The organism is Halorhabdus amylolytica (assembly GCF_004944975.1).
Lineage (GTDB): Archaea > Halobacteriota > Halobacteria > Halobacteriales > Haloarculaceae > Halorhabdus > Halorhabdus amylolytica.
The window spans coordinates 38,463-62,674 of sequence record NZ_SPQG01000017.1; the positions used below are offsets into that span (position 1 = coordinate 38,463).

Genomic DNA, 24,212 nt, shown 5'->3' on the forward strand with positions numbered 1-24,212 from the left:
AAGGCGCACTCACCCGACAGCGACGTCGAATCCGACTTCGAGAACGAACGACACCCCCAACAGGACCAGGCTGGCGACGAACACCTTCACGTCGCGGCTCACGCGATCCGCGACCGGGAGCGACTCGCCGTCGAGCGGGGGGACCTGCTGGATGCGGCGTTCGAAGCCGAACTGGGACGTTCCGTCGACACTCAACGAGAACAGCCGTGAGAGCGGCCCACGACCCCGCGGCGACGGTTGGATCGCGAAGCTCCCGACGCCAAAGAGGAGAAACCCGACAACGAACAGTGCGTACTTCAGCGATAGGAGTCCGTCGCCGACGGCAAAGGCGGGAACCGCGAGCGCGAGAACGATCCCGCCCGAGGCGGTCAGGACCCAGTAGACGAACTCGACGAACCGGAGCGCGTTACGTGTCACGAGTTCGTCGGGTGATGACGGGATCGACATCCTCGTACTCGTCGGTGTGCCGGTGGCAGTAACTCAGGTGGCCCCCGTTGGCGACCTGGTGGAGTTCCGGACGTTGCATGTCACAGACGCCGTTGAACTCATCGATGAGGTGACTGCGCGCGTCCTCCGGCCGGCCGTCCTTGACCAGTTCCGCGGCAGTCTCGACGTGTTCGCGGATGTCTGCGGGGACGTCGAGATCGTCGAAGAGGTCCGCCACGGTCTCGTCGATGTCGTCGTACGCCGAGAAGCGACCGACACTCCGTTTGAGGCGGTCGAAGGTCCCGAGACTCATCCGTGACCGCTCGCGGACGACCTCCCGATAGCGTTCGATCGCGTCCCAGACCTCGTGCTCGACGTGGGCGTACTCCTCGGGCCGGATTTTGGCCGGACAGCGCGTCGAGAACTGACAGCCTGTCGGCGGATCCCGCGGGCTCGGGGGGGTTCCCGGCAGGGTGATCCGGTGGGACGACGACGACGGATCGGGATGGGGGATCGCCGACAGCAGCGACCGCGTGTAGGGATTGTGTGCGTTCTCGTACAGCTCTTCGGTCTCACCGATCTCCATGATCTTCCCGAGGTACATGACTGCGACGCGATCGCATATATGTCTGACAACAGAGAGATCGTGGGCGATAAAGAGATACGTGAGGTCGAACTCCTCCTGTAAGTCCTCCAGTAGCGTGATGATCTTCGCCTGGACGCTGACGTCCAGCGCGGAGACCGGTTCGTCGAGGACAATGAACTCCGGTTCGAGGGCAAGCGCCCGGGCGATCCCGACCCGCTGGCGCTGGCCCCCGGAGAACTGGTGGGGGTACCGGTAGTAGTGCTCCTCCCGGAGACCCACAGCGGTCAACAGATCCAGTGCCCGTTCTTGACGGTCCTGTTTGTCCTTCCAGTCGTGGGCGTCCAGCGGTTCGCGGATGATCTCCCCGATCGTCATCCGGTCGTTGAGGCTGGATTCCGGGTCCTGGAAGACCATCTGGGCGTTCCGACGCCAGTCTTTCAGTTCGTCGCCGGTAAGCGTCGTGACGTCCGTCCCGTCGAAGGATATCGTTCCCTCGGTCGCCTCCTCGAGCCGTATCAGTGTCCGACCCAGCGTACTCTTCCCGCAGCCCGATTCGCCGACGAGTCCGAGCGTCTCACCGCGTTTGATCGAGAAATTCACGCCGTCGACCGCCTTGACTGACGGCTGGGCGAACACTCCGCCGCCGCCGTAATGCTTCTTGAGGTTCTCGACCTTGATCATCGTCTCGCCGGCCTGTGCCACGCGTTCCGTCCGCCCGGATACCTTGCTCATTTGGTATCACGCTCCGTCTCGGATTCGCCGGTCGTCCCACGCGCCCGATGGTGCTCGACGCGATCGGCTTCGGTCATCGCTTCAGGGTAGAGCAGACAGGCAGCCGTGTGTTCGATCGTCTCGCCGACATCGACGTGGACCGGCGCCACCTCCGAACAGGCCCCGAACGCTTCGGGACAGCGCGGGGCGAACCGGCAATGATCGGCCGGTTCGTGCGGGGTCGGCACCTCTCCGTCGATGGTGTTGAGCCCTTCCTTCCGGGAGTGTTCGCCCGGAATCGATTCGATGAGGGCGCGCGTATAGGGGTGTTCCGGGCGCTCGAAGATGTTCTCGACGGAGGCCTTCTCGACGATCTGGCCCGCGTACATCACGTTCACTCGATCGGAGATGTCGGCGATGACGCCCATATCGTGGGTGATAAACAGGATCGCCAGGTCACGTTCCTCCTGGATGTCCTTCAACAGGTCGAGGATCTGGGCCTGAATGGTCACGTCCAGGGCCGTCGTCGGTTCGTCCGCGATGAGCAGGTCGGGCTCGCAGGCGAGCATCATCGCGATGACGGCCCGCTGGCGCATCCCGCCCGAGAACTCGTGAGGATATTCGTCGAGGCGACGCTTCGCGTCCGGGATACCGACCGATTCCAGGAGGTCAGTCGCCTCCTCGACGGCTTCCTGGCCGGTGATGTCGCGATTGATCCGTAACGCCTCTCGGATCTGGTTGCCGACCGTGTAGACCGGGTTGAGCGACTGTTGGGGATCCTGGAACACCATCCCGATACCGCTGCCTCGGATCTCCCGGTACTGGGCGTCGGAGTAGTCGGTCAGTTCCTGGCCCTTGAACCGGATCGACGATCCCTCGAGGACGCGTCCCGGGGATTCGATCAGTCCCATGATCGACCGGGCAGTGACACTCTTGCCCGAACCGGATTCGCCGACGATACCGACCGTTTCGCCACGGTAGATGTCGAAACTCACGTCGTCGACTGCCCGGATTGTTTCCCGGTCAGTGAAGAAGGCCGTCTGCAGGTTCCTGACCGACAGCAACGGCTCCTCCTCGCGGCGCGAGAAGTCGGGTTCGAACTGCTCGCCCGACATCAGGCACCGCCTCCTGCGGCGGCTTCCTCGCCTTCGGTCCCTTCGGTCTCGGGATCGATCGCGTCACGGATCCCGTCACCGAACGCGTTCAGACCGGTCACCAGCAGGACGATCATCAGTCCGGAGATCAGCGAGATGTGCCAGGACGCCGTCGAGACGTAGTCCTGTCCCAGCGAGACGGCCCGTCCCCAGGCCGGGGTCGGCGGATTGATCCCCAGCCCGTTGCCCAGGAACGACAGCGCCGAGAGTCCGATGATGATCCCACCCGTCGACATCGACGCATAGACCAGTAGATACCCGACGATATACGGGAGCATGTGTTTATGCATGATCGTTCGGGGTCGCTGGCCGAAACTCCGGGCGGCGTCGACCCACTCCTCCTGGGCGACCTGTAACGCGGGTCCGCGGACCGCCCGCCACAGGAACGGCCACGTGGTGAACGCGAATACCATCGCCAGGATGAACCCGCCGTCGATGATGCCCCCGAGCCAGTGGTTCGCGAAGACGGCGCTCACCATGATCAAAAGGAGCAATCTCGGCACTGAGACGACCCCGTCCGCGACGGTGAGAACCGTGAGATCGATGGTCCCCGCGTAATACGCCGAGATCATCGACAGAACGGCCGCGATCAGCGTGGCGAGTCCGATGGCCATGCCGGAGACGATCAAGGTGATCCGTGCCCCTCCCATGAGGAACGTGAACAGATCACGGCCGTTGTTGAGCGTCCCGAACGGATGGAACCGCCCGTAATTGTCGTATGACATCGGCCCGACGTTCTCGCCACCCCCCTTGGACTTCGAGTTGAAATTGGCGTCGCCGACGGGGATCGACTCGACTTCACCCGTTTCGCCGTTGTAGTATTCGATCTCGTAACTGTAGGAACTCTGAATGTTCTGTTCGACGGTCGTGGGTCCGAGTGCCGGTCCGAACACAGCCATCGTCAGGTACAGCACGAGAACGAGAATACCGAATTGTCCCCAACGATGGCCCCGGAGTCGCCCGACCATGTCGTCGGTCGGCGTCCAGTCGGCCTGCCGGTAGTGCTCGCGGTAGACCTGCCAGCCGCGGAACACCCAGTAACTGAGAAATAGGGCGTACACGACGAGGAGGGTGAAGCGGAGTCCCCACGCTACGGCGGGTTCAAGCCCCATGAATGTCCCCTGCCAGGGACCGTTCGGGCCGAGTTTGTGTCCCTGGTTCGGGATCACCTCCCTGCTCAACAGCGTCGGGAGGGCGGCGGCCGCGTCGGCGACGCCGACGAGGAACTTCGAAACGCCCTGCTGGAGATCGACGACCGCCTCGGCCGCCCCCTCGGAGATAAATCCTAACAGGATATCGAAAAGCGCCGTCACGCCGACGAAAGCCCGTTCGACCGTCGCGATCGTCAGCGACGCGTACGTGCCGAACTCCACAGCGATCAGGACGATCAGTACGGTGGCCCACTCGAGGAACGGTCGGGGGGCCTCGGCGATCCGCGTCCGCACCGGGATGTTCTCGTAGCCGGTCAATTCATCGCGCGTCGTGGTCGTGTCGGTATCCGACATCGATGTCACCTCTCAGTGTCCTCCAACGTGATCCGCGGGTCGATGAACGTATACAGGATGTCCTGGGAGATGTTGAGCGTGATATTGACGACAATGAAGAGGAATACCAGCGCCATCACGAGCGGGATATCCGGACCCAGCATCCCCCGAAAGAACATGTTCCCGAGCCCCCTGATCGAGAACACCTTCTCGACGAGAACCGAACCGCCGATCAGCAGGTAGAACTCGCCCATGATCACCGGCAACAGGGGAATGAGGGCGTTCCGACCGACGTGTTTCGTGACGATCCGCCGTCCCGAGACTCCCTTTGCCTTGGCTGTCTGGACGTACTTCGAGTTGATGCTCTCGAGGACGGCTGTCCGACCGATGCGGATCTCGTTACCCATCGACGCCGAGCCGAGTACCAGCGCCGCCGGGAAGATCCACTTGACCGCGATCGCCAGGTTCTCCAAGTTCGGGATCGGTATCCAGAGCGCCTCGAGGAGCGGCACGCCGGCGAAGACGTGAGCGCTACCGAACATGTTCCCGAGGGCGTCCGGTGTCCCGATGACGTCCGTCTGAATGAGAAGATCCTGATAAAACGAGAGGGCCCCGCCGGCCGAGAGCACGCCGACGAACATCACGGCGAGCCAGAAGTTGGGCATCGCCCGCCAGATGATACCGCCGCCCGAGGTGATGTAATCACGCCAGGTGTTCGCCCGGAGGCCGGCGTACAGGCCCCCAGGGATGCCGAACGCGAGGGCGATGACGACCGACCAGAAGCCGAGCCACAGCGTCGCAGGCATCCGGTTGAGAATGAGATCAGTCACCGCGGTGCCACGCTGGATGATCCACGACTGGCCGAAGTCCAACGTCACCAGGTCGGTGACGACCTTGAAGTACTGTGACCACAGTGGCACCGGCGTCCCGTCGGGGTAAATGATACCGAGAGCGATCTTGAGCTGACGGACGTCCGCCGGCGTCGCGTCCTGGCCGAGGATGTTCAAGACCGGGTCGATCGGCCCCCGGTACATGATGAGGAAGCTCATCGTAATGCCGAACAGGAATACCGGGACCGCGAGCAGGAGCCGCTTTCCGAGATAGAGCAATCGGTTCATATTTCAACTCCCTCGTTCGGCTTCGGCACGTGATCGAAGTGCTGTCCGGGCGAACATGGCTCGCTCGTCCGCTTGGTCCCGAACAGAGTCTCCCTCCAGAATCCGGCAGAGACAACGGGACGACCTCGACTATCCGGCACCAGTGTCCGTAACCTTGCGGATAATTCCATCCTCGAGGGCATACTGAACTGTCCGATCTTGGTATCGGCTATGTGGGTTTAACAATATCGGTTGTCGATCGGGAAACGACACCTGGGACGGGTGTCTACTCCTGGTAGTTCGACTCGTAGCCCTCGGCGCCGCCCGGGAAGACCTGCTTGGGAGTCAGGTGGAAGGCCGCTTCACCCCGGCCCTTGAAGACGCTCTCGACGAAGTCCTCACGGGTGATCACGTAGGCCATGGCCTGACGGACCGGCTTGGGTACCTTCTCCATGTGGAACCCGAGGTAGTACGTGTTGATCGACGGCGTCGTCGACATGCTCACCGTCTGCTCTCCCTCCATCGGGCCGTACGTGCCCAGGACCTGGCCCCGTTCGTTGGTCGTCTCCTCGGTAGCGAGTTCGGGGTTGTACTGTGGCGTCGGGATCTCCGCCACGTCGGCGTTCTCGTTCAGGAAGTAGCTGTACCGGGTGCTGTCCTCGGTGATGATCGCTTCGTGGGTCTCCGCGAACGACGGGGTCTCGCCGTGGTAGTCCTCGAAGGCCGTGGCGCGGAACTCCCCACCGTTGCCCTCTTGCCACTCCTCGAAGACGAATGGCCCACAGCCGACGGGATTCGTCGAAAACTCGTCCCAGGCCATCTCGCCCTCGTAGCCCTCGACGTCGCCCACGATGCCCTCCGGGACGACGGAGAACGCGGAGTATGCGAGCACTTCGAGCGCGTAGCCGAACGGGCTGGAGAGCGTGACAGTGAACGTGTAATCGCCCGTCGCCTCGACGGCAGTCGAACCGGAGACGACGTTGCCCTCCTCGTCTGTCTCGTGTTCGATCTGCAGTACCGATAGCGGGAAGTACGTGTTCGTGGAGTTGTCCGACTCGATCAGCCGCCGGAACGAATAGACGACATCGTCGGCGGTGACCTCTCCGTAGTCGCCGTGGAACTGAATCCCCTCTTTCAGCGTGAACTCGTACTCCGTGAGATCGTCGCTGACGGTGTAGTCCTCGACGAGAAGGGGTTTGACCTCCGTCGTCCCGTTGACGTAGTTCATCGGCGCGTCGAACATGTCCATGATCTTGTTGCCACTCTCGGTGTTCCCCGAGGCGATCGGATCCAGGGAACTATACGTGCCCGAGATGCCGTTGAGGGTGCCGTCACCCTCTAGCCCGTTGACGGACATGTTCACCTTCGCACGCGATGGTCCCATCCCGCCCGGCGGATCGTAGTCGACGTGGTCGTACCAGAACCGCTGGTCGACCTCGTGATAGACTGGCAGGAGTGCGGCCGAATCCCACAGCGCCCGCTCGATCTTGACGGTGGCGTCGTCGCGGACGCTTTGGGCCTCGTCGGTCAGCTCGGGGTTGTTCTGGATCCGGTCGAACTGTTTGGTGACGTACTGGCGGATGGCCTCCTCACCCTTCGTGTCCTCGGACCAGAACAGCCTCGCACCGTTTGGCGTATACCCCTCGGCGTCGTAGATCGTGTTTTCGGGGTCGACCAGCTGGAGAAAGTTCTGGGCGGCTGGGTAGTCGGCGATCCAGCCGAGAGTAAACGCCTCGTGGTTGCCGTTCTCGGTCGTCTCCAGCAGCGACCCGAAATCTGCGTCGCTGATGTTCATGTTGATGTACGCCGAGTCCAGGCGGGCCCGGATCGTGTTCGCCATCTCCTCCCAAGCCCCGCTCTGGTACTGCAACCAGTCGAGGTTGTATCGATTGTTCGGGCCGTATCCAGCTTCCTCCATCACCCGCTGAGCCTCGCCGACCATCGTCTCGTTGATACCGTACGGGTAACTGCTCGGGGGCTGGTAGTCGCCACCCTCGTCGGTCGTCCCTTCGCCGCCGCCCGTGTCGGTCCCGCTCTCGGTCTCTTCGGGCTCCTCGGATTCGGTATCTCCTCCACCGCTACAGCCGGCCAACCCGACGCCGACCGTCGCTGCTCCGGTGGCCTTGAGGAATCGCCGTCGATTCATACCGTTGTCGTCGGACATGATGCGACCATGTAACAAAGTGGTGGGTTTAAATGTACTGGTCTTGGATACATCACTTCGTGGTATTCAATTGTTCACTCGTATTAATGAATAATCGGTCACAAGAGTACTGAGAATTGCCAAGGACTAACGCCCAACACGCCATCGCTGCATAAAAACCCGAATCGCCTCCTCGATCTGTCTGCGATCGGACGTCCACACTTCATACAGACTGCTGTAAGTCATTTCGGTATCGACTGCCCGCACTCGGGCGGTCGTACCGGTAAACAGTTACAGCAGTCCGTATCACGCCGTATACACGACGCTCATGCGTGGGTACCGGCCAAAAACGAGCGGGTCCTGGCGCCCTCGTGTATGGCGAGGGAGCCCCCTCTCTCGGCGGATTTGAACCGCGAGTACTCGCTTCGCTCGTCCTCTGGGCTCAAACCGCCGCCTACTTTGACGGCGTTGACGACTCGCCTCGCCCGTCGTGTTGCGCCGTCAGAAGATGGGTTGGGGCGTCCTCGTGAGCGAAGCGAACGAGGGCTCGGAAGAGCGAAGCTCTTCCGGTGGATTTGAACCGCCTGAACGTCGCTCGCTATCGCTCGCTCGTTCCGTGTTTCAAATCCGTATGAACCATCTGCCGCTCACGGATTTGTTCGCGGCAAAAGTGGGTTGGGGCGGATTTGAACCGCGAGGACTCGCTTCGCTCGTCCTCTGGGCTCAAACCGCCGAAACCATCCGCTCCTCACGTCCGTTCGTCGCAGGATGGGTTGGGGCGGATTTGAACCGCCGACCTCCTCCATGTCAAGGAGGTGTCATAACCAACCTAGACCACCAACCCGATCTGGCGTACACAAGTCGGTAGATGGCAGGTACAATTGAAGGTTTCGAAACGGACCCGTTCCGGCAGCCGGTCGAGCGGACCCGACAGGATTAATATGGGGGTAGGTCAAGCGACGCGCCATGCCCGGTCCAGTGTTTCTCGAAGGTGAGACCGTGTCCCTCCGGACGATCGAGGAGAACGACCTGGAGTTCGTCCAGCGTGAACGATCGGACGAACGGGTCTGGCGCACACTGGGATGGCCCTTTCCGTCCAATCGCGAACAACTCGAAGAGTTCTACGAGGAGACGATCTCCGACGAAGAGACCATCAATCTCCTGATCACGGCCGATGCCGATCCGGTCGGCATGGCGAGTTTCCACGACCTCGCGACGGAGGACCGACGGGGCGAACTGGGGTACTGGGTGGCGGCCGCTTACCAGGGCAACGGCTACGCTACTGACGCCGTCGGGACGATCGTCGCCTACGCCTTCCGTGACCTCGGTCTCCATCGGGTCGAAGCCAAGGTTTTCGACGGCAATGACGCCTCCCGGCGCGTCCTGGAGAAAATCGGGTTCACCCACGAGGGCGTCCACCGCGAGGCGACGTTCTCCGACGGCCAGTTCCGGGATGTCCACTGGTACGGCGTGCTGGCCGATGAATTCGAGAACGACGCGTAGTCGTCGGCTTCCGGACCGCGTTATGGCGTCACCACTCGACTGAGACGGTCCCGTCGCCGTGTGGATCGGGGGCGATCTCCTCGTCGGTTCGACGATCGATCACGTGGATCACGCCGCGGTCCTTCTTGGCCGGGCAGACTTCGGCCGCCTCGACGTTCGCTTCCAGTTCCCCGTCTTCGATGAAGTATCGTTGCGGGCGGGCTATCCCTGTCTCCAGATCCAGTTCCCAGTTGTCGGCCACCTGGGCGCACTTGCCCGCACCGATACACTTGTTCGCCTCGAAAATCACCTTGTATGGTTTCTCCGCGACCGGCGGTGCGTCCCGTTCCCCCACCGTCACCGGATCGATCGTGGCGTCGGCGTCGTCCTCGATATCGCTCATAGCGGCATTAGGGAAGGCCGACGCTAAGCAGGTGCCGATGGATGCAAAAGCCGCCCGGATCCCGGACACGGCCAGTCGTGTGGCTTGCCCGGTCGTCGAGACGTCTACTCGTTGATCTCGACAGACTCCAGCCGCACGTCATCGACTGGTTCGTCACGCGGATCGGTCTCGACACTGCCGATCTCTTCGAGTACGTCCATCCCATCGACGACCTCGCCGAAGACGGCGTGATCGCCGTCGAGGTGGGGCTGGGCGTCCAGTGTGATGAAGAACTGTGAGCCGTTGGTGTTCGGACCGGAGTTGGCCATCGAGAGGACGCCCGGACCATCGTGGCCCAGATCGTCGTGGAACTCGTCGTCGAAGGTATAGCCCGGCCCGCCGCGGCCGGTCCCCGTCGGGTCGCCCATCTGGACCATGAAGCCCTCGATGACACGGTGGATCGGGCTGTCCTCGTAGAAGGCGTCGCCGCGGATCTCGCCCGTCTCGGGGTCCTCCCAGGTCGGCGTCTCCGGGCTCGGCTCGGCGTCGGCCGCAGGATCGTGTGCCGCCAGGTTGACGAAGTTCTCGACGGTCGTCGGCACTCGCTCGTCGTACAGTTCGATCTCGATGTCGCCGTGGGTCGTCTGCAGCGTGGCTGTCAGGTCTCCCATGCACGGGGAAACGAGTGGGCCATGGATAACCGTGGTGATCCCGTGGAGTGTCGGCTCCGAGCGGGCGAGAACGCCGTGGATCGGTGCGTCAGTCGATCCGGTTTCGTCGCTCGTCGCGTCTCGGGCGACAGTTGATTTATTGTTGCCGATCCAATACGTGACTCCATGGTATCGGACGGATCGAGCGGGGAACCGGAGCACGCGGGCGAGACGAAAGGAGAAATCGAGGACGCCGAAAGCGAAGTCGACTGGTCGCTGTTGAACTGGATCGTGATCGGGGTGTTCGGGCTACTGACGGCGGTCGGGATCGCACTCTCGACCGGGCTCCTCGAGTGGGTGGTGGCGGTCCCCGACGGATCCGAGACGAATCCGGTGACGGTCCCAGTGTACGTCTACCTCTACGCCGCGCTCGGAACGTTCGGGTACGTCTTCACCCGACTGATGCACAAACTCGACCAGTACACGGAGTGGAACCGATGGGAACACCTGGTAGAGATGGCGATGCGGATCCCGGCCGCGTGCATCCTCGCTGCCGGCGTCTACTTCTTTCTCGGGTATTTCGGTGACGTCGAGGGCGTCGAGGGAGCGCGCTTCGCCGCCGGTGTATCCTTTATCGTCGGTCTGTACGTCAACGTCGCGTTGAAGGCCCTTGGCAGTCTCGCTGACCGGATCCTCGGACGGGCACCAAAACAGCCGGAGTGAGTCGCTCTGCCGGGACGTCAGGGCTTTACGAGCACTTTGATCGCCTCGCGCTCGTCCATCGCGCGATAGCCTTCCGGTACCCCCTCCAGATCGACGACTTTCGTAAAGATCGGTGACGGATCCAGGTTCCCGCCGACAACGTCCGCGAGCAACTCGTCGGCGTACGCTCGAACCGGTGCGACGCCGCCTCGGAGGGCGATGTTGTCCTCGAACAGCCCGAACATGTCCAGCCCGCCGTCCTCGATCCCGTAGGGGACGCCCACGTACCCCACGGTCCCGCCGGGACGGGCGACGCCGATCGCAGTGTCCATCGCACTGGCCGCACCGACACACTCCATGACGTGGTTCGCGCCGCCGTGCGTGACCTCCAGTGCACGCTCGAGCGCTTCTTCGCCGCGAGCGGCGATCGTCTCAGTCGCCCCGAACTGTTCGGCGAGTTCGAGGCGGTCCTCGTGGTGGCCCATCGCGACGATCCGCTCGGCGCCCAGGCGCCGTGCGGCGAGCACGCCACAGAGGCCGACTGCCCCGTCACCGACGACCACGGCGGTCGAGCCTGCTTCGACGCCCGCACTGACCGCCACGTGGTGGCCGGTTCCCATCACGTCTGTCAGCGGGAGGATCGACCGGAGGGTGTCCTCGTCGTCGGCGTGGCGGTCGGGCACGCGGACGAGCGTCCCGTCCGCGTGGCGTGCCCGGACGTACTCGCCCTGAGCGCCGCCGTTTTCGCCGTCCCAGGAGTCGCCGTTCACGCAGGAGGTGTACAATCCCTTTCGGCAGAACTCGCACTCGCCGCAGCTGATGACAAACGGGGCAAACACGCGATCGCCCGGGTCGACAGAACGCACGTCTTCGCCGACTTCCTCGACGATACCCATGGGTTCGTGGCCGATCCGGGAGGGAACGTCATGATCGGATTCCCCACGGTAGGGCCAGAGGTCCGAACCACAGATGGCGGTGTGGGTCACGCGGACGATCGCGTCCGTCGGTGACTTGATCTGGGGTTTCGGGACCTCCTCAATCGAAATCTTGCCAGGGCCGCGGTAAATGGCTGCGCGCATGCCCGATCCTTGGAGAGGGTGGGTCTTAAATCGGTGGCCGCGATCCCCCAACCTGTGGGGGTCACGCCGTGGTGATCGTGACGATGTTGACGACGACCACGATCACGGTGACCCCACCGAACCCCGCGAGTGCGGCGTGACCCCGCCGCTCGTCGACGAGATACCAGGTCACCGCGAGGACGGCCAGGGCGGCGAGCTTCAGCCCCGCGAGTCCCGGCGTACCGAGTGTTTCGACGAGTCCGCGAGCGAGTGCGTTCCCCTCCGAGAGTCCGAGCCGGAGCCCGATCGCCGTCGTCAGGATGTCGAGCGCCGACGCCGCGAACACCGTCGTCCAGAGGCCGATCGTCAGCGTCGAGAGCGGGACGCTCTGCTCGATGCGGCTCGTCGCGTCGATACTCCACCGTGTCGGGACTGTCCGTCCCGTAGCTGTCTGCTGGTCTCCCATCCATCCCACCGTCTGCGGACGACGAATCCCCGTTCGTCGCCCTCTGTGCTCCATGTCACCCACTGGCGTGTTTATCCTTTCGGTTCCGGACACGCCGCCGGAGCGATGTGAACCGGACTGGGTTCGCCACCCGGGGTTTCGGCCACATTGATCTGTCTTCTCCGCGAGCAGGAGGCTTTCCCGATCTCCCGGTCGACCTGAGGAGAACTGGCGCTCACAGGCCGGCGAGCGTGAGCGTGTTGAGCGCACTCACCAGCAGCGTCACCAGTGCGAACCCCATGAGAACGAGTCGGGCGGATTCGCCTTCCAGGTAGTACCAGACGACCACCAGAAAGAGCAGGGCGATGAGTTTGAGGGCGCCGATCCCCGGCGTGCCGTAGGTAGCCATGAACGCCCGCGCGACCGCGTTCCCCTCCGGGATTCCTCTACCGACCCCGACGATGGTCGTCACGACGTCGAGTGCGGATCCGACGAGCACGACCGTCCAGAGGACTGCGTCGGCCTCCGGCAACGGCCGCGGTTCGAGGAAGTCCTCGAGGGCGAACAGGCCCGCCTCGAACCAGGCGGGCACGAGTCCTTCGGGAAGGGTTCTTGGGTCCATAGTCCACGTGAGAGAAGAGTTTCCGCCGATCACGTCCGTCGCTCGATCCACGCCGGTGATCGGTAGTAATTGAGGTAGAACGTCCGGCCACACCCGTCCTTGCCGGGGATCGGGCCGTCCTGTCGGTCTGTTCTGAACGTGACGTCGCCCGTCTCGGGCCGGCCGGACCCTCGATCGGGCGCGTCCACGTCCCCCAGACAGACGAATTCGATCCCGTCTGCGGCCTCGAGGTCACCCGTCGTGTCGGCGTACTGCCGATCGGGATCCGGATGGGCCCGTACTGACCCGTCCCGTAACTCCGGGGCGCGGTCGACGCTCGTGACTGCGCCACAGTACGGACAGTAGTAGGAAACTTCGACCATACGGGACCAACGACCCGAAGAACTATAGGTCCGCGGACTCCGGCTGGCGACTCAGAACGCCCGTAGTGCGTCCAGCTTCGCCGACGCCGTCCCGTCGCGAAGGGTCTCTCTGGCAGTCTCGATGCCCGTCTCGATGTCGGGGACGTCCTCGCGTGCGTACATGCGCAACGCGGCGTTGAGTGCCACGGCGTCCGCGAACGCGTCCGTCCGTTCGTCAGCGAGAACTTCCTCTGTGATGGCTGCGGAGTCGGCGACGACGTCCGCCACTTCGAGGGCGATCTCTCCAGCGTCGAGACCGTACTCGGCGGTCTCGATCGTGGCGTCCGTGATCTCCTCGCCGTCCCACTCGGCGACCGTCGTCGATCCCGGCCGGACGTCGTCGTAGCCCTCCAGGCCCTGAACGAACAGGGCACGCTCGAACGGAAGTTCCCGGGAAGCTTCGAGCGTGCCGGCGAGTTTCTTCGCGAATGCGAGGTGGTAGAAACTGCCCAGATGGACGGTCGCGTTCGCGGGGTTCGCGAGCGTCTCGATCGTATTGACGAACGTGCGAACGCCCATTTCGTCGCGACGGTCGAACAACGCTGTCGTGCCGGGATCGAAGTTCGGCTGGTAGTAGAAGCCGAAGCCGATCTCCTCGACCATGCTGGCACTCTCGGCCGGATCGAGGTCCGTCCGCACGCCGAGTTCGTCGAGGACGTGCTTGTAGGCGGGCTGTTTCTGGGTTGGGACGCGGTCGCCGCTGTGGACGACGACCGGCGTTCCGGCCGCGGCGGCGACGAGTCCGGCAGCGGCCCCCACCAGCGCGGTCGAGCCCTTGCCGTCGTAATTGGCGCCACAGTCGACCGGGTCGACCTCGGGCGCCGCCGTCCGGACGCTCCTCTCCCGGAGTACGTCGACGAACGCGGCGAGTTCGGCGGACGTGTTGCGCTTCCAGCGGTTTGCCAGCCAGAACGCCCCGAGAGTCGTTTCGGCCGGCTCGTCGGCCAGGATCCGTTCCATGGCTTCGCGGGCCTGTCCACGCGTCATGTCGTCGGCCGACTTGTGGCCGGAACCGACTACCTCCGTCATCAATCTGTGGAGGGACCACTCTCCCGTTGAGTCCTCAGTCATGGTCGGACGTGGCACCGAACCGTGCTTAAGACACGGGGTTGCGGCGAGGTTTCGTCGTCATCGATGACGCCCACTTCGCCATCTGATCGTCTTCGTTCCGGTCGGATGTCTGATACGGTGATCCCGTGACGCCGGTGGTGCCGCGGCAGAAACCTTATGACACCTGCCACGCCAGTATCGACCGTTAGATGTCCGCAAGTGTCGCCCCGATCGTGCTGGTGGTCGACGACGAGGCTGACGTCGCCGACGCCTACGCGGCCCAACTCGAGGACCGATACACGGTTCTGACGGCCTACAGCGGTCAGGAGGCCCTCGAAACCGCCGACGACACCGTCGACGTGCTCCTGCTGGACAGGCGGATGCCAGGTATCTCCGGCGACGAGGTTCTCGAGAAGATCCGAGAGCGCGACCTCGACTGCCGGATCGCGATGGTGACGGCTGTCGATCCGGACTTCGACGTCATCGAGATGCCGTTCGACGATTACGTCACCAAGCCGGTCTCTCGCGACGAGCTGTTCGAGACGATCGAGAAACTGCTCTCCTTTCGATCCTACGAGGAACAGTTCCAGCAGTTCTACCGACTGACCACGAAACTGGCAACTCTCCGGGCCAACAAGAGCGAAGCCGAACTAAAGCGCAACGACGCGTTCCAGCGACTGCTGGATCGGCGGAACGAACTCAGGGAGGGACTCGACGAGACCCTCTCCACTTTCGACGACGACGATTTCTCTACCGTATTCAAGGACCTCGACACAGGCGGGGAGTGATCGCCCGCTGGCGCGGACGGATTGTTCTGGAACCGAACACCCAAGTACTACCGGGACATAAGTTAACACATGGCTCCAGTCTGGGGCTGGATCGCGGCGTACCTGCTGGGGTTCCTGCTATTTCAGGCGGTGATCTACTGGTATCTCCAGGGTGACGGTACGTCTTTCGAGGAGCCGACGCCGGGGTACACTGAGGGTGACGTGGCGACTCATCCGGCGGTCGACCGCCCGGATCGGGACGGACAGGGCAGCGACGGGACAGTCCCCGACGGGTCGGTGCGCTGCCCGTACTGCGGGGCGTCCAACGAGCGCGAGCCGAATTACACCTACTGTCGGGAGTGCGTCCGGGAATTGCGCTGAACCGTCCCGAGTATCACCACTGAGAACACCGAAGAAACACCTTAGTGCTGACGGTGTCATTGCTCCGGTATGCGTGTGGCCAGTGGCGTGCCGGGGTTCGACGAACTCGTCGACGGTGGACTGCTGTCGGATCGCCTCTACGTCGTCAGCGGCCCGCCGGGCAGTGGGAAGACGACGTTCTCCTCGATGTTCATCACCCAGGGCGCCAAGAAGGGGGAGAACTGCCTGTACGTGACGATGCACGAGACGAAATCCGAGCTTCGGGAGGACATGTCCGGCTTCGAGTTCGGCTTCGACCGCGCCATCCAGTCGAACGCTGTGCAGTTTCTCAACCTCGTGACCGAGCCCGGCAAGCGCGCGATCTCGCAGTTCGGCAACGAGGGAGGGTTGACGAACCGCCTCGTGGCCTACATCGAGTCTAACGGCGTCGATCGGGTGGTCATCGACTCGACGATGCTACTCCAGCACTTCTTCAACGACGTTAGCGAGGAGATAACAGGCTTTCTCTCGGCGCTGAAACAGACCCAGGCCACGATCATTCTCATCTCTGAGATGACCGACCCGAGCGCGTACTCCGACGAGCACTACCTGGCTCACGGCGTCATCTTTTTCCACAACTTCCTGGAGTCCGGCGGGATGCAACGCGGCATTCAGGTAATCAAGATGCGCGGGACCGCCATCGACTGTGACATCCGGGAGATCGAGTTCACCGACGAGGGACTGTGCGTCTACACGGATCGGAAAGTCCAGGCCTGACATGTACGACCGCACCTACGGTACCGACTGGGAGACGCTGGGCAAGGACGAGGCAGCCGAACGCGCGTTCGCGCTGGGCGTCGCGGCAGTGCTTGGCGAACCCGACCCTGAGGAGTACGAACGCGTCATCGAGACGGCCGCCAACTCCTACGACCGGAGCATCGTCGAACTCGCCTACGCGGAGGGCAAGCGGAAGGCCTCGGGACGTCGGGAAGAGTTCGACGGTGACGAGGACGTCTGGGAGTCCCTGGTCGAGGACGGTCCCAAGACCACCGTCGACGAGGACGAACTCCCGACGGGCGATCGCGACGGACTCCCGGCAGCCCTGGAGTCGATGGATCTGCTTGATCGACCCGTCGAAGATCGATTCGAGGCCGAGCGCCTGCCCGAGTTCCTGCGAAAATAACGTGGCGGACGTCAGAAACTGCGCCTACAGCGACCGCTGAGTCCGGAAGTCCGCCCCGGGACTGAAGGGATCGCGATCGCTGTAGAACTTCCGGCCGATCGCGTCGCTGCTGACTGCGGAGTACAGCGCGGCGGTGGCCTCCTCGTGTGTCTCGTAGGTTTCACGATCGAGTCGCCCGAAGATCTCCGCGAGGGTCTCCGAACTATTCGAGTACTCGATCTCGACGTCGCCGTGGGCGGCCAGCAGGTCGTCGGTCGTCGTCGGATAGCGATGCGTGCCGAGTCGGTCGGTCGCGTCCTGGATCGTTCGCATACTCACCTGAATGCCATGGTCCCTAATAAACCTTAACAATTAATAATCGTATATCGTGGTAAGGAGTCACACACGCGTCATGGGGTCGGTCGGGTCGATTCCCACATCCACGCCGGGGCCACCACAAGGCGGAAGGGTCCCCTATGCCAACCTGGTCCATGGTCGTCGCCGACTTACACGTCCATACGACGCGATCGGACGGATCGCTCGCGCCCGAGAGGGTCGCGGGCGCGGCCCGCCGGGCGGATCTCGAAGCGGTCGCCATCACGGATCACGATCGGTTGCCTCCCGGCGAGTCGTCGATGGACGAACGGGCGGGTGTCACCGTGATCGGTGGGATAGAACTCCGGGTGACGACGGACGACCAGCGTCTCGATCTGCTGGGCTACGGGATCGAGCCGACCGACGATCTCCGGGCGGAGCTAGAGCGACTCCAGCGCGACCGGATCGAGCGCGCCCGGGCGGTCGTCTCCCGGGTCGAGGATCACATCGGCGTCGACCTCGACGTGTCGTTCGATCCGGGCGTGGGTCGGCCACACGTCGCGCATGCGATCGCCGAAAGTGACGCGCCGTACGGGTATGACGGAGCGTTCGAGAACCTCATCGGCGACGACGGGCCCTGTTACGTCGCCCGTGAGATTACACCCTACGAACGCGGTCGCGAGTTGCTGGCTGGGGCGTGTGATCTGGTAAGTCTCGCTCATCCGCTTCGCTACGACGACCCCGACGCGGCGCTGTCCCGGGCCGGCGACCTCGGGGCCGTCGAACTGGTTTATCCCTACGAGGGAACAGTCGACCTCGGCCCAGTCGAGGCCGTGATCGCGGAAAACGACCTGCTGGCGACGGGCGGGAGCGACGCCCACGACGAACGGCTCGGGGTCGCCGGCCTCGACGACCAGGCCTACGAGCGCGTCCGGGATCGGCTGTCCCCCTGACCCGTCTGCCGTCTGTCGGACGCGAGCGGAGGCTTCAATGTGCCCGACGCCCTACTCCCAGGTATGCAGTGTCACTACTGCGACCGCGAGGCCGAGGTCGCGGTCGAGAAGGACGCCGTCAAGGTGGGCGTCTGTGAGGAGCACTTCCGTGAGCGCATGTCCGAACTGGCCGATGGCGACTGGATTGAGGGCGTCGGCGAGGATCTGGACATCGATCGCGAATCGTGAGCGCCCCCTCCAGAACAGTAGAGCTCTTCGAAGCGGTTCCGGTTCGAACGTGCCGTCATGATTGACCACGAGCCCAGCCACACGACGCTTTCCCGATCTAGTCGTCCGCGAGAGTACCGACCCGCGAGTCGGTCGCCGCCCCCGTCGTGATCGCGTCTGTGAAGTTCCCGAACACCTGTTTGGCCTCACAGGCCGACCGGTAGTTCCTCTCGGTAATTCTCTCGAGGACGCGTCGTTTCCGTTCGTCCCCGAGTTCGTCCTTTCCCCGGGTGACGCTCCGTGCTGTCTCTCGATCGTATTCGGGATGGAACTGTACGCCGAAGACGGTCCCACGACGGAAGCCGTGGATCCCGTAGTCGTTCTCTGCGAGCAGCGTGGCTCCCGGGGGCAACTCGGCGACGCGATCGGAGTGGGTCGTGAACACGGTGAACGTCTCGTCGATTCCCGCGAACAGTGGCGATTCCCGCGCCCGTCGCACTTCGCGGTAGCCGATCTCGTACTCGCCCATGGCCTCGACCTCGCCGCCGAGGACGTCCGCGAGCAACTGGTGACCGAAACAGACACCCAGCCCGGCCAGCCCACGGTCGATCGCCTCCCCGACCCACTCCTTCAGATCCGCGATCCACGGCTCGTCCCAGTAGACCGAGGCCCGGGAGCCCGTGACCACGAATCCATCGAATCCGACGGTCTCCGGCAGATCGCGCTCGGTCGTCCGGAACTCGACGAGGTCCGCGGCCAGTTCTCGGCGAAAGTTCCGGGGCGTGTGCTCGTCGCCGTGAGCAGCGTTCAACAGCGCGATACGTGGGCGACTCATTGAGTCACTCAACAGGACCCGTTCATATATGTCCCCGAATTGTGGCAGTATCTGCCACACTCTCCGACGGGACACTGACGTCCGTAGAACGCCATGGCATCAGTCCGTTCGTTCGTCCAGCCAGGCCAGCAGTTCGTCTGCAACGACCTGGCTCTCGCTGACCGGGAACAGATGTCCGCCCTCGAGGGGCAGATGCTCGCCGCGTGGGAGTTCCTCGGCCAGGCGTGCCGTCGCCGTCGGATCGACGATCCGGTCCTCGGCCCCGCTCACCACCAGGGCTGGCGTCGTGATCTCGTAGCGATCCGGCAGGTCCGCACCCAGCCAGGCCGCCCGCTGGGCCGCCCAGCCGTCCGGATCGGCGTCGTCACGGGCGCGCCACTCGACGATACGATCGATCTCCTCGGGGTGAGCTTCGAGCACACCCGGCGCGAACGCCGCCTCGAGGGACTCCCGAAGCGCGTCCGGGTCGTCGGCCGGCGCGGTCAGCGACGCGAGCGCGTCGGCGTCGACGGCATCGCCCTCGGCCGTCCCCAGCACCGTGAGCGAGGCCACGTGATCGTGCTCGCGGGCGTACTCGAGGGCGATCACCCCACCAAGCCCGGCACCCACGAGGTGGACACGACGTTCGTCGATCGCCGAAATCACCGCGCCCAGGTCCTCGAGAAGCGTTTCCAGCGCGTAGGGGCCCCCTGGCGTGTCGGACTCGCCGGTCCCGCGCAGGTCCCAGACGACCGTCCGATAGGGCCCGACGAGGGCCGGCTGGAGGTGGCTCCAGAGCCACGCGCCGAACCCGGCGTCGTTGACGAACACGACCGGCTCGCCCTCGCCAGCGACAGCGTACCGCAGTCGGACGCCACGGGTTTCGACAGTCGACATGATCGTCTCTTGGGGAGTCCCCAGCAAATGGTCGGCGGTTTCCGTCGGGTTCTTGCGCTGACCCACGAATCTAAAGGCCCTGACGTCCAATGGGGGACTAATGGGGATTACGGAGTTCATCGATGTCGTCGACGACCGAGAGAAGACGGTCACGGTACTCAACCGCGAGTCGGTCGATCCCCTCTATCGAATGCTCGAGGACATGTTCGAATCGGACCGGGTGGCCATCTCGGAAGCCGAGGATCCCGACGCCCCGGGCGACGTGGTACTCCTCAGAGACGAGACGACGGGTTCACTCGCTGTCTCGCGGATGGACGACGTCAGTGAGACGCTCCTGCTCGTCAACTCGGATCTGTACGTGACCGGGACAGTCCCGATCGAGGAGGTCGAGACGCCGGAGGTCGTCGCACACCTCGCCGACGTGACTTTCACCGTCGAGGACAAACAGAAGTTCCTGTTGATTCATATTTCTCGACATATCGAGTCGCTGGCGCTGGAGACGGACTCGGGCACCCTGCACTCGTCGTTCCAGCGTCTCTCGCGACTGCTCGACGAACGTGGGACGAGCGAGGCCTACGAGACACTCGCGAACTCGGGCGTCGACACTCACGTCTACGGGGTCGACGACTGGGAACCGCCGACGTTCGTCGATCGGCTGACGGTCCACGCCGGCGAGACCGAGGAACTGCGAACGTCCTGGTTCGTCGTCCACGACGGTGACGGCGAGGACGACCGCAAGGCTGCCCTGGTCGCAGAGGAGATCGGCCCTAACGAGTACCGCGGGTACTGGACGTTCGAAGCGAGGCTGGTCGACGACATACTCGATCACCTGCGGAGCACGTACGGAGGCTGACCGTGGTGTCGGCCGGTGGGTCGTCATCTTGATTGCGTTCGGTGCTGAAGACAAACCGTGAGTGGTACCGTCGAGATCATCCAGATCGTCGTGACCATCGCCAGTCTCGGGGTCCTCGCGCAGGTCATCTCGGATCGGATGCAGGTGCCCAGCGTCCTGTTCCTGCTTCTGACCGGCGTTATCGTCGGCCCGGAGGGACTGGGCGTGGTCACGCCAGCCGTCTTCGGTGGGGGTGGGGGCGCCCTCCCCGCAATCGTCGGGCTCAGCGTTGCCATCATCGTTTTCGAGGGGGCGTTCTCGCTCCGGACCGAGCGCCTTCGAGAGGCCCCCCGGACGACGTTCCGGCTCGTCACGATCGGCGCCGCGATCACCCTGCTGGGAACGACTCTCGTCGTCCACACCCTGTTGGACGCCACCTGGGGGCTCGCACTTCTGATCGGCTCGTTACTGATCGCGACGGGGCCGACGGTTATCACCCCGATCATGAACGTGGTGCCGGTCCGCGAGCGGGTCGCTTCCACGCTGGAAACGGAGGGCGTAATCAACGACGTGATAGCCGCCATCCTCGCAGTCGTGGTCTTCGAGTACGTGGTGCTGGAGACGCGCGGTGTGGGGCTGTTCTTCCGGGAATTTCTCTCCCGACTCGGTGCGGGTGTGGCCGTCGGACTCGTCGTCGCCGCCCTCGCGACGACTGTCCTCTCGCGGCTGGGTCCGACAGACAACGAACCCCAGAACGCTCGGCTGATCGTCCTCGTCGCCGCACTGATCGCCTATGGCGGGGCCGAGTCGCTCCTCTCCGAAGCGGGGATCGCCGCGGTCGCGACCGCCGGGTTCGTCCTCGGGAACGTCGACCTGCCCTATCGGGAGACGGTCGAACAGTTCAAGGGCGACGTGACGCTGCTGGTCAACTCTTTCGTGTTCATCACGCTGGCGTCGCTGCTCTCGCTTGGTGACCTCCAGTTCCTCGGACTCGCAGGTGTCCTCGTTGCGGTGCTCGTCGCCGCCGTCGTACGACCGCTCGCAGTGCTGCTCTGTACGGTCGGACGACCGTTTACACTCCCCGAACGGGCGTTCATGAGTGGCGTCGGTCCCCGTGGGATCATTCCCGCTTCCGTCGCGACACTGTTCGCGCTCGAACTCCAGTCCCAGGACCCGACAGCCGCGACGACGCTGGTCGGGACCGTCTTCCTGGTCATCTTCCTGACCGTGACGTTTGAAGGGGGCGGGGCGCGACATATCGCCCAGGCACTGAACGTGATCCCAAAACGAGTCATCATCGTCGGGGGCGGCCGGATCGGACGATCGCTGGCCGACCGTCTCGCCGACCGGGGTGAGGAGGTAGTAATCGTCGAGGTCGACGAAGCTGTCGTCGAGTCACTGCGCGCCGACGGCTACACCGTCAGACACGGTGACGCCACCGAGCAGAGCGTGCTGGAGGCGGCTGGGATCGGAAACGCCCGGATTGTCGCTCTGGCGACTGCCGACGACGACGTCAACCTGCTGGTCGCCCAGTTGGCGAACAATACCTTCGGCGTCGAGACTGTCATCTCGCGGGTGAACGAACCGGGTAACACCGACGCCTTCGACGATCTGGACGTCCAGACGGTTTCGAGCTGGCGGGCGATCGCGTGGTCGATGGACAACCTCGTCGAGCGACCCGCGATCGCCCGCTGGATGACGGAACTCGACGAAACTGGCGACGTCCAGGAGATCGAGGTGACCGCCGAGGAACACGTCGGCGAGACGGTCGCAGAACTCTCGGCGTCCATCCCGGAGGGCGCCCACCTGGCGATGATCACGCGTGACGGCGAGAGTTACATCCCCGACCCGGACCAGCGGATCGAACGAGGTGACCATCTCACGTTCCTGGGCCATCACGACGCGGTCCGCGCCGCCCTCAAGTACTGCGAGTGAATGTGCCTGCCGTTTCAGATCACCCCCGAAGTCCCGACGCTCCCGTGCCTATGACCGCGGATCCAGCGTCGAAGATGTCCACGCCGCTCGTTCCTATCGCCTTCGGCATCGGGACGGTCCTTACGCACGTCCCGTTGCAAGCTGTCACCGCTGCCCGGACGGATGACTGACCGGAGTGTGGGGGATCACGTGCGTTGCCCGGGCGGCTTCTCGGAGGCTGTTTGCTATCCTGTGAGATGAGTATTTCAATATAAATCACATATTCAAAATGTCTGTAGATGAAACAAAACAGAAAAAGAATATACGTATGTATCTGGTACTTGTTCGAAAGTCTATTCCGGGACATCCATCGTGGCGCCGGTGGAACCGAGTAACGTCGGCGTTCGGGAGATCGGGACGTCGGCGACGTCGAGATGAGGATACAGGGACTACGATTCCCGCTTTGGGCCGGATTTCTCCCGGTCTTGGGACGAACGACCGGATTTGTCGATCTTGTCGTCTAAATAATATAACTTCGCCATTGGAACATTCTTCGAGCAGATGTCCCAGCAACGTGCACCTGTTTTGTGGCTCAGCGAAGGGACATTCGTCACGAGGCCCGGCCAAAGTGCCGGATCGTCGCGGGAACTGCCGTTCCGATTGACCAGTGAGGAACGTCTCCGTCTGAAACGCTCGTCCCGAATAAATCAACTGAATTACTAATTATCTTACCTATATGGTATATGTCTAATTCTTCTATATATAAGTTTACTAGTATTATATCTCAACTCGCTTGTCGAACATCTTCACGACCGTGTTACTGCGTCGCGGCCGTCACGGGCAATCCGGCTGTCGCCCGGGGCAACGATCTTGATACAGCGAGGGAATCCCGCCCTTCCCGTGAGTGACGAGAGTTCCGACGCCAGTCGGAACCGAGGAGCGAACAGGGCGGGAGGGAATCGCGTACGCTCCATACAGCAATCCACCGGCTACACCACAGCTGACTCCCCAGTTTTATTTCACTATATGAGTAACTTTTATACTAACTCAAATACATATGGTAACTGTGGAGCTTCGACGGACTGCCGTCGTGAAACTTGACGTAGACGACGATGCTCACCGCCTTCTCCAAGAGACGATAGACCGCTTCAAACAGGCCGCTCAGATGGTTGCAGACGACGGCTGGAACGGCACTGAAGACGACTATATCGTCACGTCGAAAACTGAGCTACACGACCGGACATACGACGCAGTACGCGAAGCCACCGACGAACTTAACGCTGACCTCGTGTGCGCCGCTCGGAATCGGGCCGCTGACGCACTCGATTCCTGTGCCGAGAAACGCAAAGACGGGGAAAATCCCTCGAAACCAGAGTTCACGTCCGATTCAGTCGTCTACAATCTCAACGCAATCACCTACTACGACGAGTACGCTACGCTTGCGACCGTGGACGGCCGTATCGAAGCCGAGTACGTCCTCCCTGACGAAGACGTCCCACCGACGACATACTTCTGTGAAGAGTGGGAGAAACGCGAGGCGACACTGCATCACCGTGACGGCGACTACTACCTCCACATTGCTGTTGTCACAGAGACGA

The 24,212-nt window shown here is 63.1% G+C and carries 26 protein-coding genes, 1 tRNA gene and 1 pseudogene; 11 read left to right on the forward strand and 17 right to left on the reverse strand.

What is annotated here, in order from left to right:
- Nucleotides 1-9: 9 nt before the first annotated feature.
- The 7 genes from E3374_RS15560 to E3374_RS15590 all read right to left on the reverse strand — a co-directional run bounded on the left by E3374_RS15560 (nt 10) and on the right by E3374_RS15590 (nt 8,445).
- The gene (locus E3374_RS15560) at nt 10-447 is read right to left on the reverse strand and encodes a DUF7555 family protein (protein WP_136689869.1); all 438 of its coding nucleotides are present in this window, start codon (nt 445-447) and stop codon (nt 10-12) included.
- Nucleotides 407-1,744, reverse strand: a complete 1,338-nt coding sequence (locus E3374_RS15565; protein WP_136689870.1) for an ABC transporter ATP-binding protein — start codon at nt 1,742-1,744, stop codon at nt 407-409. The genes E3374_RS15560 and E3374_RS15565 overlap by 41 nt, the downstream gene beginning before the upstream one ends.
- Complete coding sequence (locus E3374_RS15570; RefSeq protein WP_136689871.1) at nt 1,741-2,838, reverse strand: ABC transporter ATP-binding protein; 1,098 nt, start codon at nt 2,836-2,838, stop codon at nt 1,741-1,743. The genes E3374_RS15565 and E3374_RS15570 overlap by 4 nt, the downstream gene beginning before the upstream one ends.
- Nucleotides 2,838-4,382, reverse strand: coding sequence for an ABC transporter permease (locus E3374_RS15575; protein ID WP_169051882.1), 1,545 nt, complete (start codon nt 4,380-4,382; stop codon nt 2,838-2,840). Before E3374_RS15575 ends, E3374_RS15570 begins: the two co-directional genes overlap by 1 nt.
- Before the next feature lie 5 nt (nt 4,383-4,387).
- Entirely contained in the window at nt 4,388-5,479 is a 1,092-nt protein-coding gene (locus E3374_RS15580) for an ABC transporter permease (RefSeq protein ID WP_136689872.1), read from the reverse strand.
- A gap of 265 nt (nt 5,480-5,744) precedes the next feature.
- Nucleotides 5,745-7,622 (reverse strand): ABC transporter substrate-binding protein, encoded by a 1,878-nt coding sequence (locus E3374_RS15585; RefSeq protein ID WP_136689873.1) that lies wholly within the window; start codon nt 7,620-7,622, stop codon nt 5,745-5,747.
- Between the two features lie 748 nt (nt 7,623-8,370).
- A tRNA-Val gene (locus E3374_RS15590) sits at nt 8,371-8,445 on the reverse strand.
- 122 nt (nt 8,446-8,567) lie between these two features.
- On the opposite strand from E3374_RS15590, the gene E3374_RS15595 reads away from it, so the two are divergent.
- Nucleotides 8,568-9,104, forward strand: coding sequence for a GNAT family N-acetyltransferase (locus tag E3374_RS15595; RefSeq protein WP_136689874.1), 537 nt, complete (start codon nt 8,568-8,570; stop codon nt 9,102-9,104).
- A gap of 28 nt (nt 9,105-9,132) precedes the next feature.
- Here the strand turns inward: E3374_RS15595 and E3374_RS15600 are convergent, their stop codons facing one another.
- Together E3374_RS15600 and E3374_RS15605 are read right to left on the reverse strand one after the other, a co-directional pair.
- Nucleotides 9,133-9,486 (reverse strand): ferredoxin, encoded by a 354-nt coding sequence (locus E3374_RS15600; RefSeq protein WP_136689875.1) that lies wholly within the window; start codon nt 9,484-9,486, stop codon nt 9,133-9,135.
- A 104-nt stretch (nt 9,487-9,590) separates the two neighbouring features.
- The gene (locus E3374_RS15605; RefSeq protein ID WP_136689876.1) at nt 9,591-10,136 is read right to left on the reverse strand and encodes a peptidylprolyl isomerase; all 546 of its coding nucleotides are present in this window, start codon (nt 10,134-10,136) and stop codon (nt 9,591-9,593) included.
- Between the two features lie 165 nt (nt 10,137-10,301).
- Here E3374_RS15605 and E3374_RS15610 point away from each other — a divergent pair, with 165 nt between their 5' ends.
- Entirely contained in the window at nt 10,302-10,838 is a 537-nt protein-coding gene (locus E3374_RS15610; protein ID WP_136689877.1) for a hypothetical protein, read from the forward strand.
- A 17-nt stretch (nt 10,839-10,855) separates the two neighbouring features.
- Here E3374_RS15610 and E3374_RS15615 read toward each other — a convergent pair whose 3' ends face one another.
- The 5 genes from E3374_RS15615 to E3374_RS15635 all read right to left on the reverse strand — a co-directional run bounded on the left by E3374_RS15615 (nt 10,856) and on the right by E3374_RS15635 (nt 14,414).
- Entirely contained in the window at nt 10,856-11,896 is a 1,041-nt protein-coding gene (locus tag E3374_RS15615; protein ID WP_136689878.1) for a zinc-dependent alcohol dehydrogenase family protein, read from the reverse strand.
- 61 nt (nt 11,897-11,957) lie between these two features.
- On the reverse strand, nt 11,958-12,341 hold the full coding sequence (locus E3374_RS15620; protein WP_136689879.1) for a DUF5658 family protein: 384 nt from the start codon (nt 12,339-12,341) through the stop codon (nt 11,958-11,960).
- 214 nt (nt 12,342-12,555) lie between these two features.
- Nucleotides 12,556-12,942, reverse strand: a complete 387-nt coding sequence (locus E3374_RS15625; RefSeq protein ID WP_136689880.1) for a DUF5658 family protein — start codon at nt 12,940-12,942, stop codon at nt 12,556-12,558.
- Between the two features lie 29 nt (nt 12,943-12,971).
- Nucleotides 12,972-13,304: a hypothetical protein gene (locus E3374_RS15630; RefSeq protein WP_136689881.1), complete on the reverse strand. Its 333-nt coding sequence runs from the start codon at nt 13,302-13,304 to the stop codon at nt 12,972-12,974.
- Nucleotides 13,305-13,355: 51 nt separating this feature from the next.
- Nucleotides 13,356-14,414, reverse strand: a complete 1,059-nt coding sequence (locus tag E3374_RS15635) for an anthranilate phosphoribosyltransferase (protein ID WP_136689882.1) — start codon at nt 14,412-14,414, stop codon at nt 13,356-13,358.
- Nucleotides 14,415-14,602: 188 nt separating this feature from the next.
- On the opposite strand from E3374_RS15635, the gene E3374_RS15640 reads away from it, so the two are divergent.
- From E3374_RS15640 to E3374_RS15655, 4 genes are all read left to right on the forward strand, one after another.
- Nucleotides 14,603-15,181 (forward strand): response regulator transcription factor, encoded by a 579-nt coding sequence (locus E3374_RS15640; protein WP_136689883.1) that lies wholly within the window; start codon nt 14,603-14,605, stop codon nt 15,179-15,181.
- Between the two features lie 69 nt (nt 15,182-15,250).
- Nucleotides 15,251-15,541, forward strand: coding sequence for a DUF7577 domain-containing protein (locus E3374_RS15645; protein WP_136689884.1), 291 nt, complete (start codon nt 15,251-15,253; stop codon nt 15,539-15,541).
- Between the two features lie 69 nt (nt 15,542-15,610).
- A complete protein-coding gene (locus E3374_RS15650) occupies nt 15,611-16,297 on the forward strand; it encodes an RAD55 family ATPase (RefSeq protein ID WP_136689885.1) in 687 nt (228 codons plus the stop codon).
- A 1-nt stretch (nt 16,298) separates the two neighbouring features.
- Nucleotides 16,299-16,703, forward strand: coding sequence for a hypothetical protein (locus E3374_RS15655; protein WP_136689886.1), 405 nt, complete (start codon nt 16,299-16,301; stop codon nt 16,701-16,703).
- A gap of 24 nt (nt 16,704-16,727) precedes the next feature.
- Here the strand turns inward: E3374_RS15655 and E3374_RS15660 are convergent, their stop codons facing one another.
- Nucleotides 16,728-17,015 (reverse strand): DUF5789 family protein, encoded by a 288-nt coding sequence (locus E3374_RS15660; protein WP_136689887.1) that lies wholly within the window; start codon nt 17,013-17,015, stop codon nt 16,728-16,730.
- 158 nt (nt 17,016-17,173) lie between these two features.
- Here E3374_RS15660 and E3374_RS15665 point away from each other — a divergent pair, with 158 nt between their 5' ends.
- On the forward strand, nt 17,174-17,950 hold the full coding sequence (locus tag E3374_RS15665) for a PHP domain-containing protein (RefSeq protein ID WP_136689899.1): 777 nt from the start codon (nt 17,174-17,176) through the stop codon (nt 17,948-17,950).
- A 63-nt stretch (nt 17,951-18,013) separates the two neighbouring features.
- Nucleotides 18,014-18,178 (forward strand): DUF6757 family protein, encoded by a 165-nt coding sequence (locus tag E3374_RS15670; RefSeq protein WP_345890603.1) that lies wholly within the window; start codon nt 18,014-18,016, stop codon nt 18,176-18,178.
- 97 nt (nt 18,179-18,275) lie between these two features.
- Here the strand turns inward: E3374_RS15670 and E3374_RS15675 are convergent, their stop codons facing one another.
- A complete protein-coding gene (locus E3374_RS15675; protein WP_136689889.1) occupies nt 18,276-18,992 on the reverse strand; it encodes a type 1 glutamine amidotransferase in 717 nt (238 codons plus the stop codon).
- A gap of 99 nt (nt 18,993-19,091) precedes the next feature.
- The gene (locus E3374_RS15680) at nt 19,092-19,868 is read right to left on the reverse strand and encodes an alpha/beta fold hydrolase (protein ID WP_136689890.1); all 777 of its coding nucleotides are present in this window, start codon (nt 19,866-19,868) and stop codon (nt 19,092-19,094) included.
- A 100-nt stretch (nt 19,869-19,968) separates the two neighbouring features.
- Between E3374_RS15680 and E3374_RS15685 the strand changes: the two genes are divergently transcribed.
- The 3 genes and pseudogenes from E3374_RS15685 to E3374_RS15695 form a co-directional block, all read left to right on the forward strand.
- On the forward strand, nt 19,969-20,721 hold the full coding sequence (locus E3374_RS15685; RefSeq protein WP_136689891.1) for a DICT sensory domain-containing protein: 753 nt from the start codon (nt 19,969-19,971) through the stop codon (nt 20,719-20,721).
- A 57-nt stretch (nt 20,722-20,778) separates the two neighbouring features.
- Nucleotides 20,779-22,635, forward strand: coding sequence for a cation:proton antiporter domain-containing protein (locus tag E3374_RS15690; RefSeq protein WP_136689892.1), 1,857 nt, complete (start codon nt 20,779-20,781; stop codon nt 22,633-22,635).
- Nucleotides 22,636-23,671: 1,036 nt separating this feature from the next.
- Nucleotides 23,672-24,212 (forward strand): annotated as a pseudogene (locus E3374_RS15695) (RNA-guided endonuclease TnpB family protein); the annotation flags it as partial.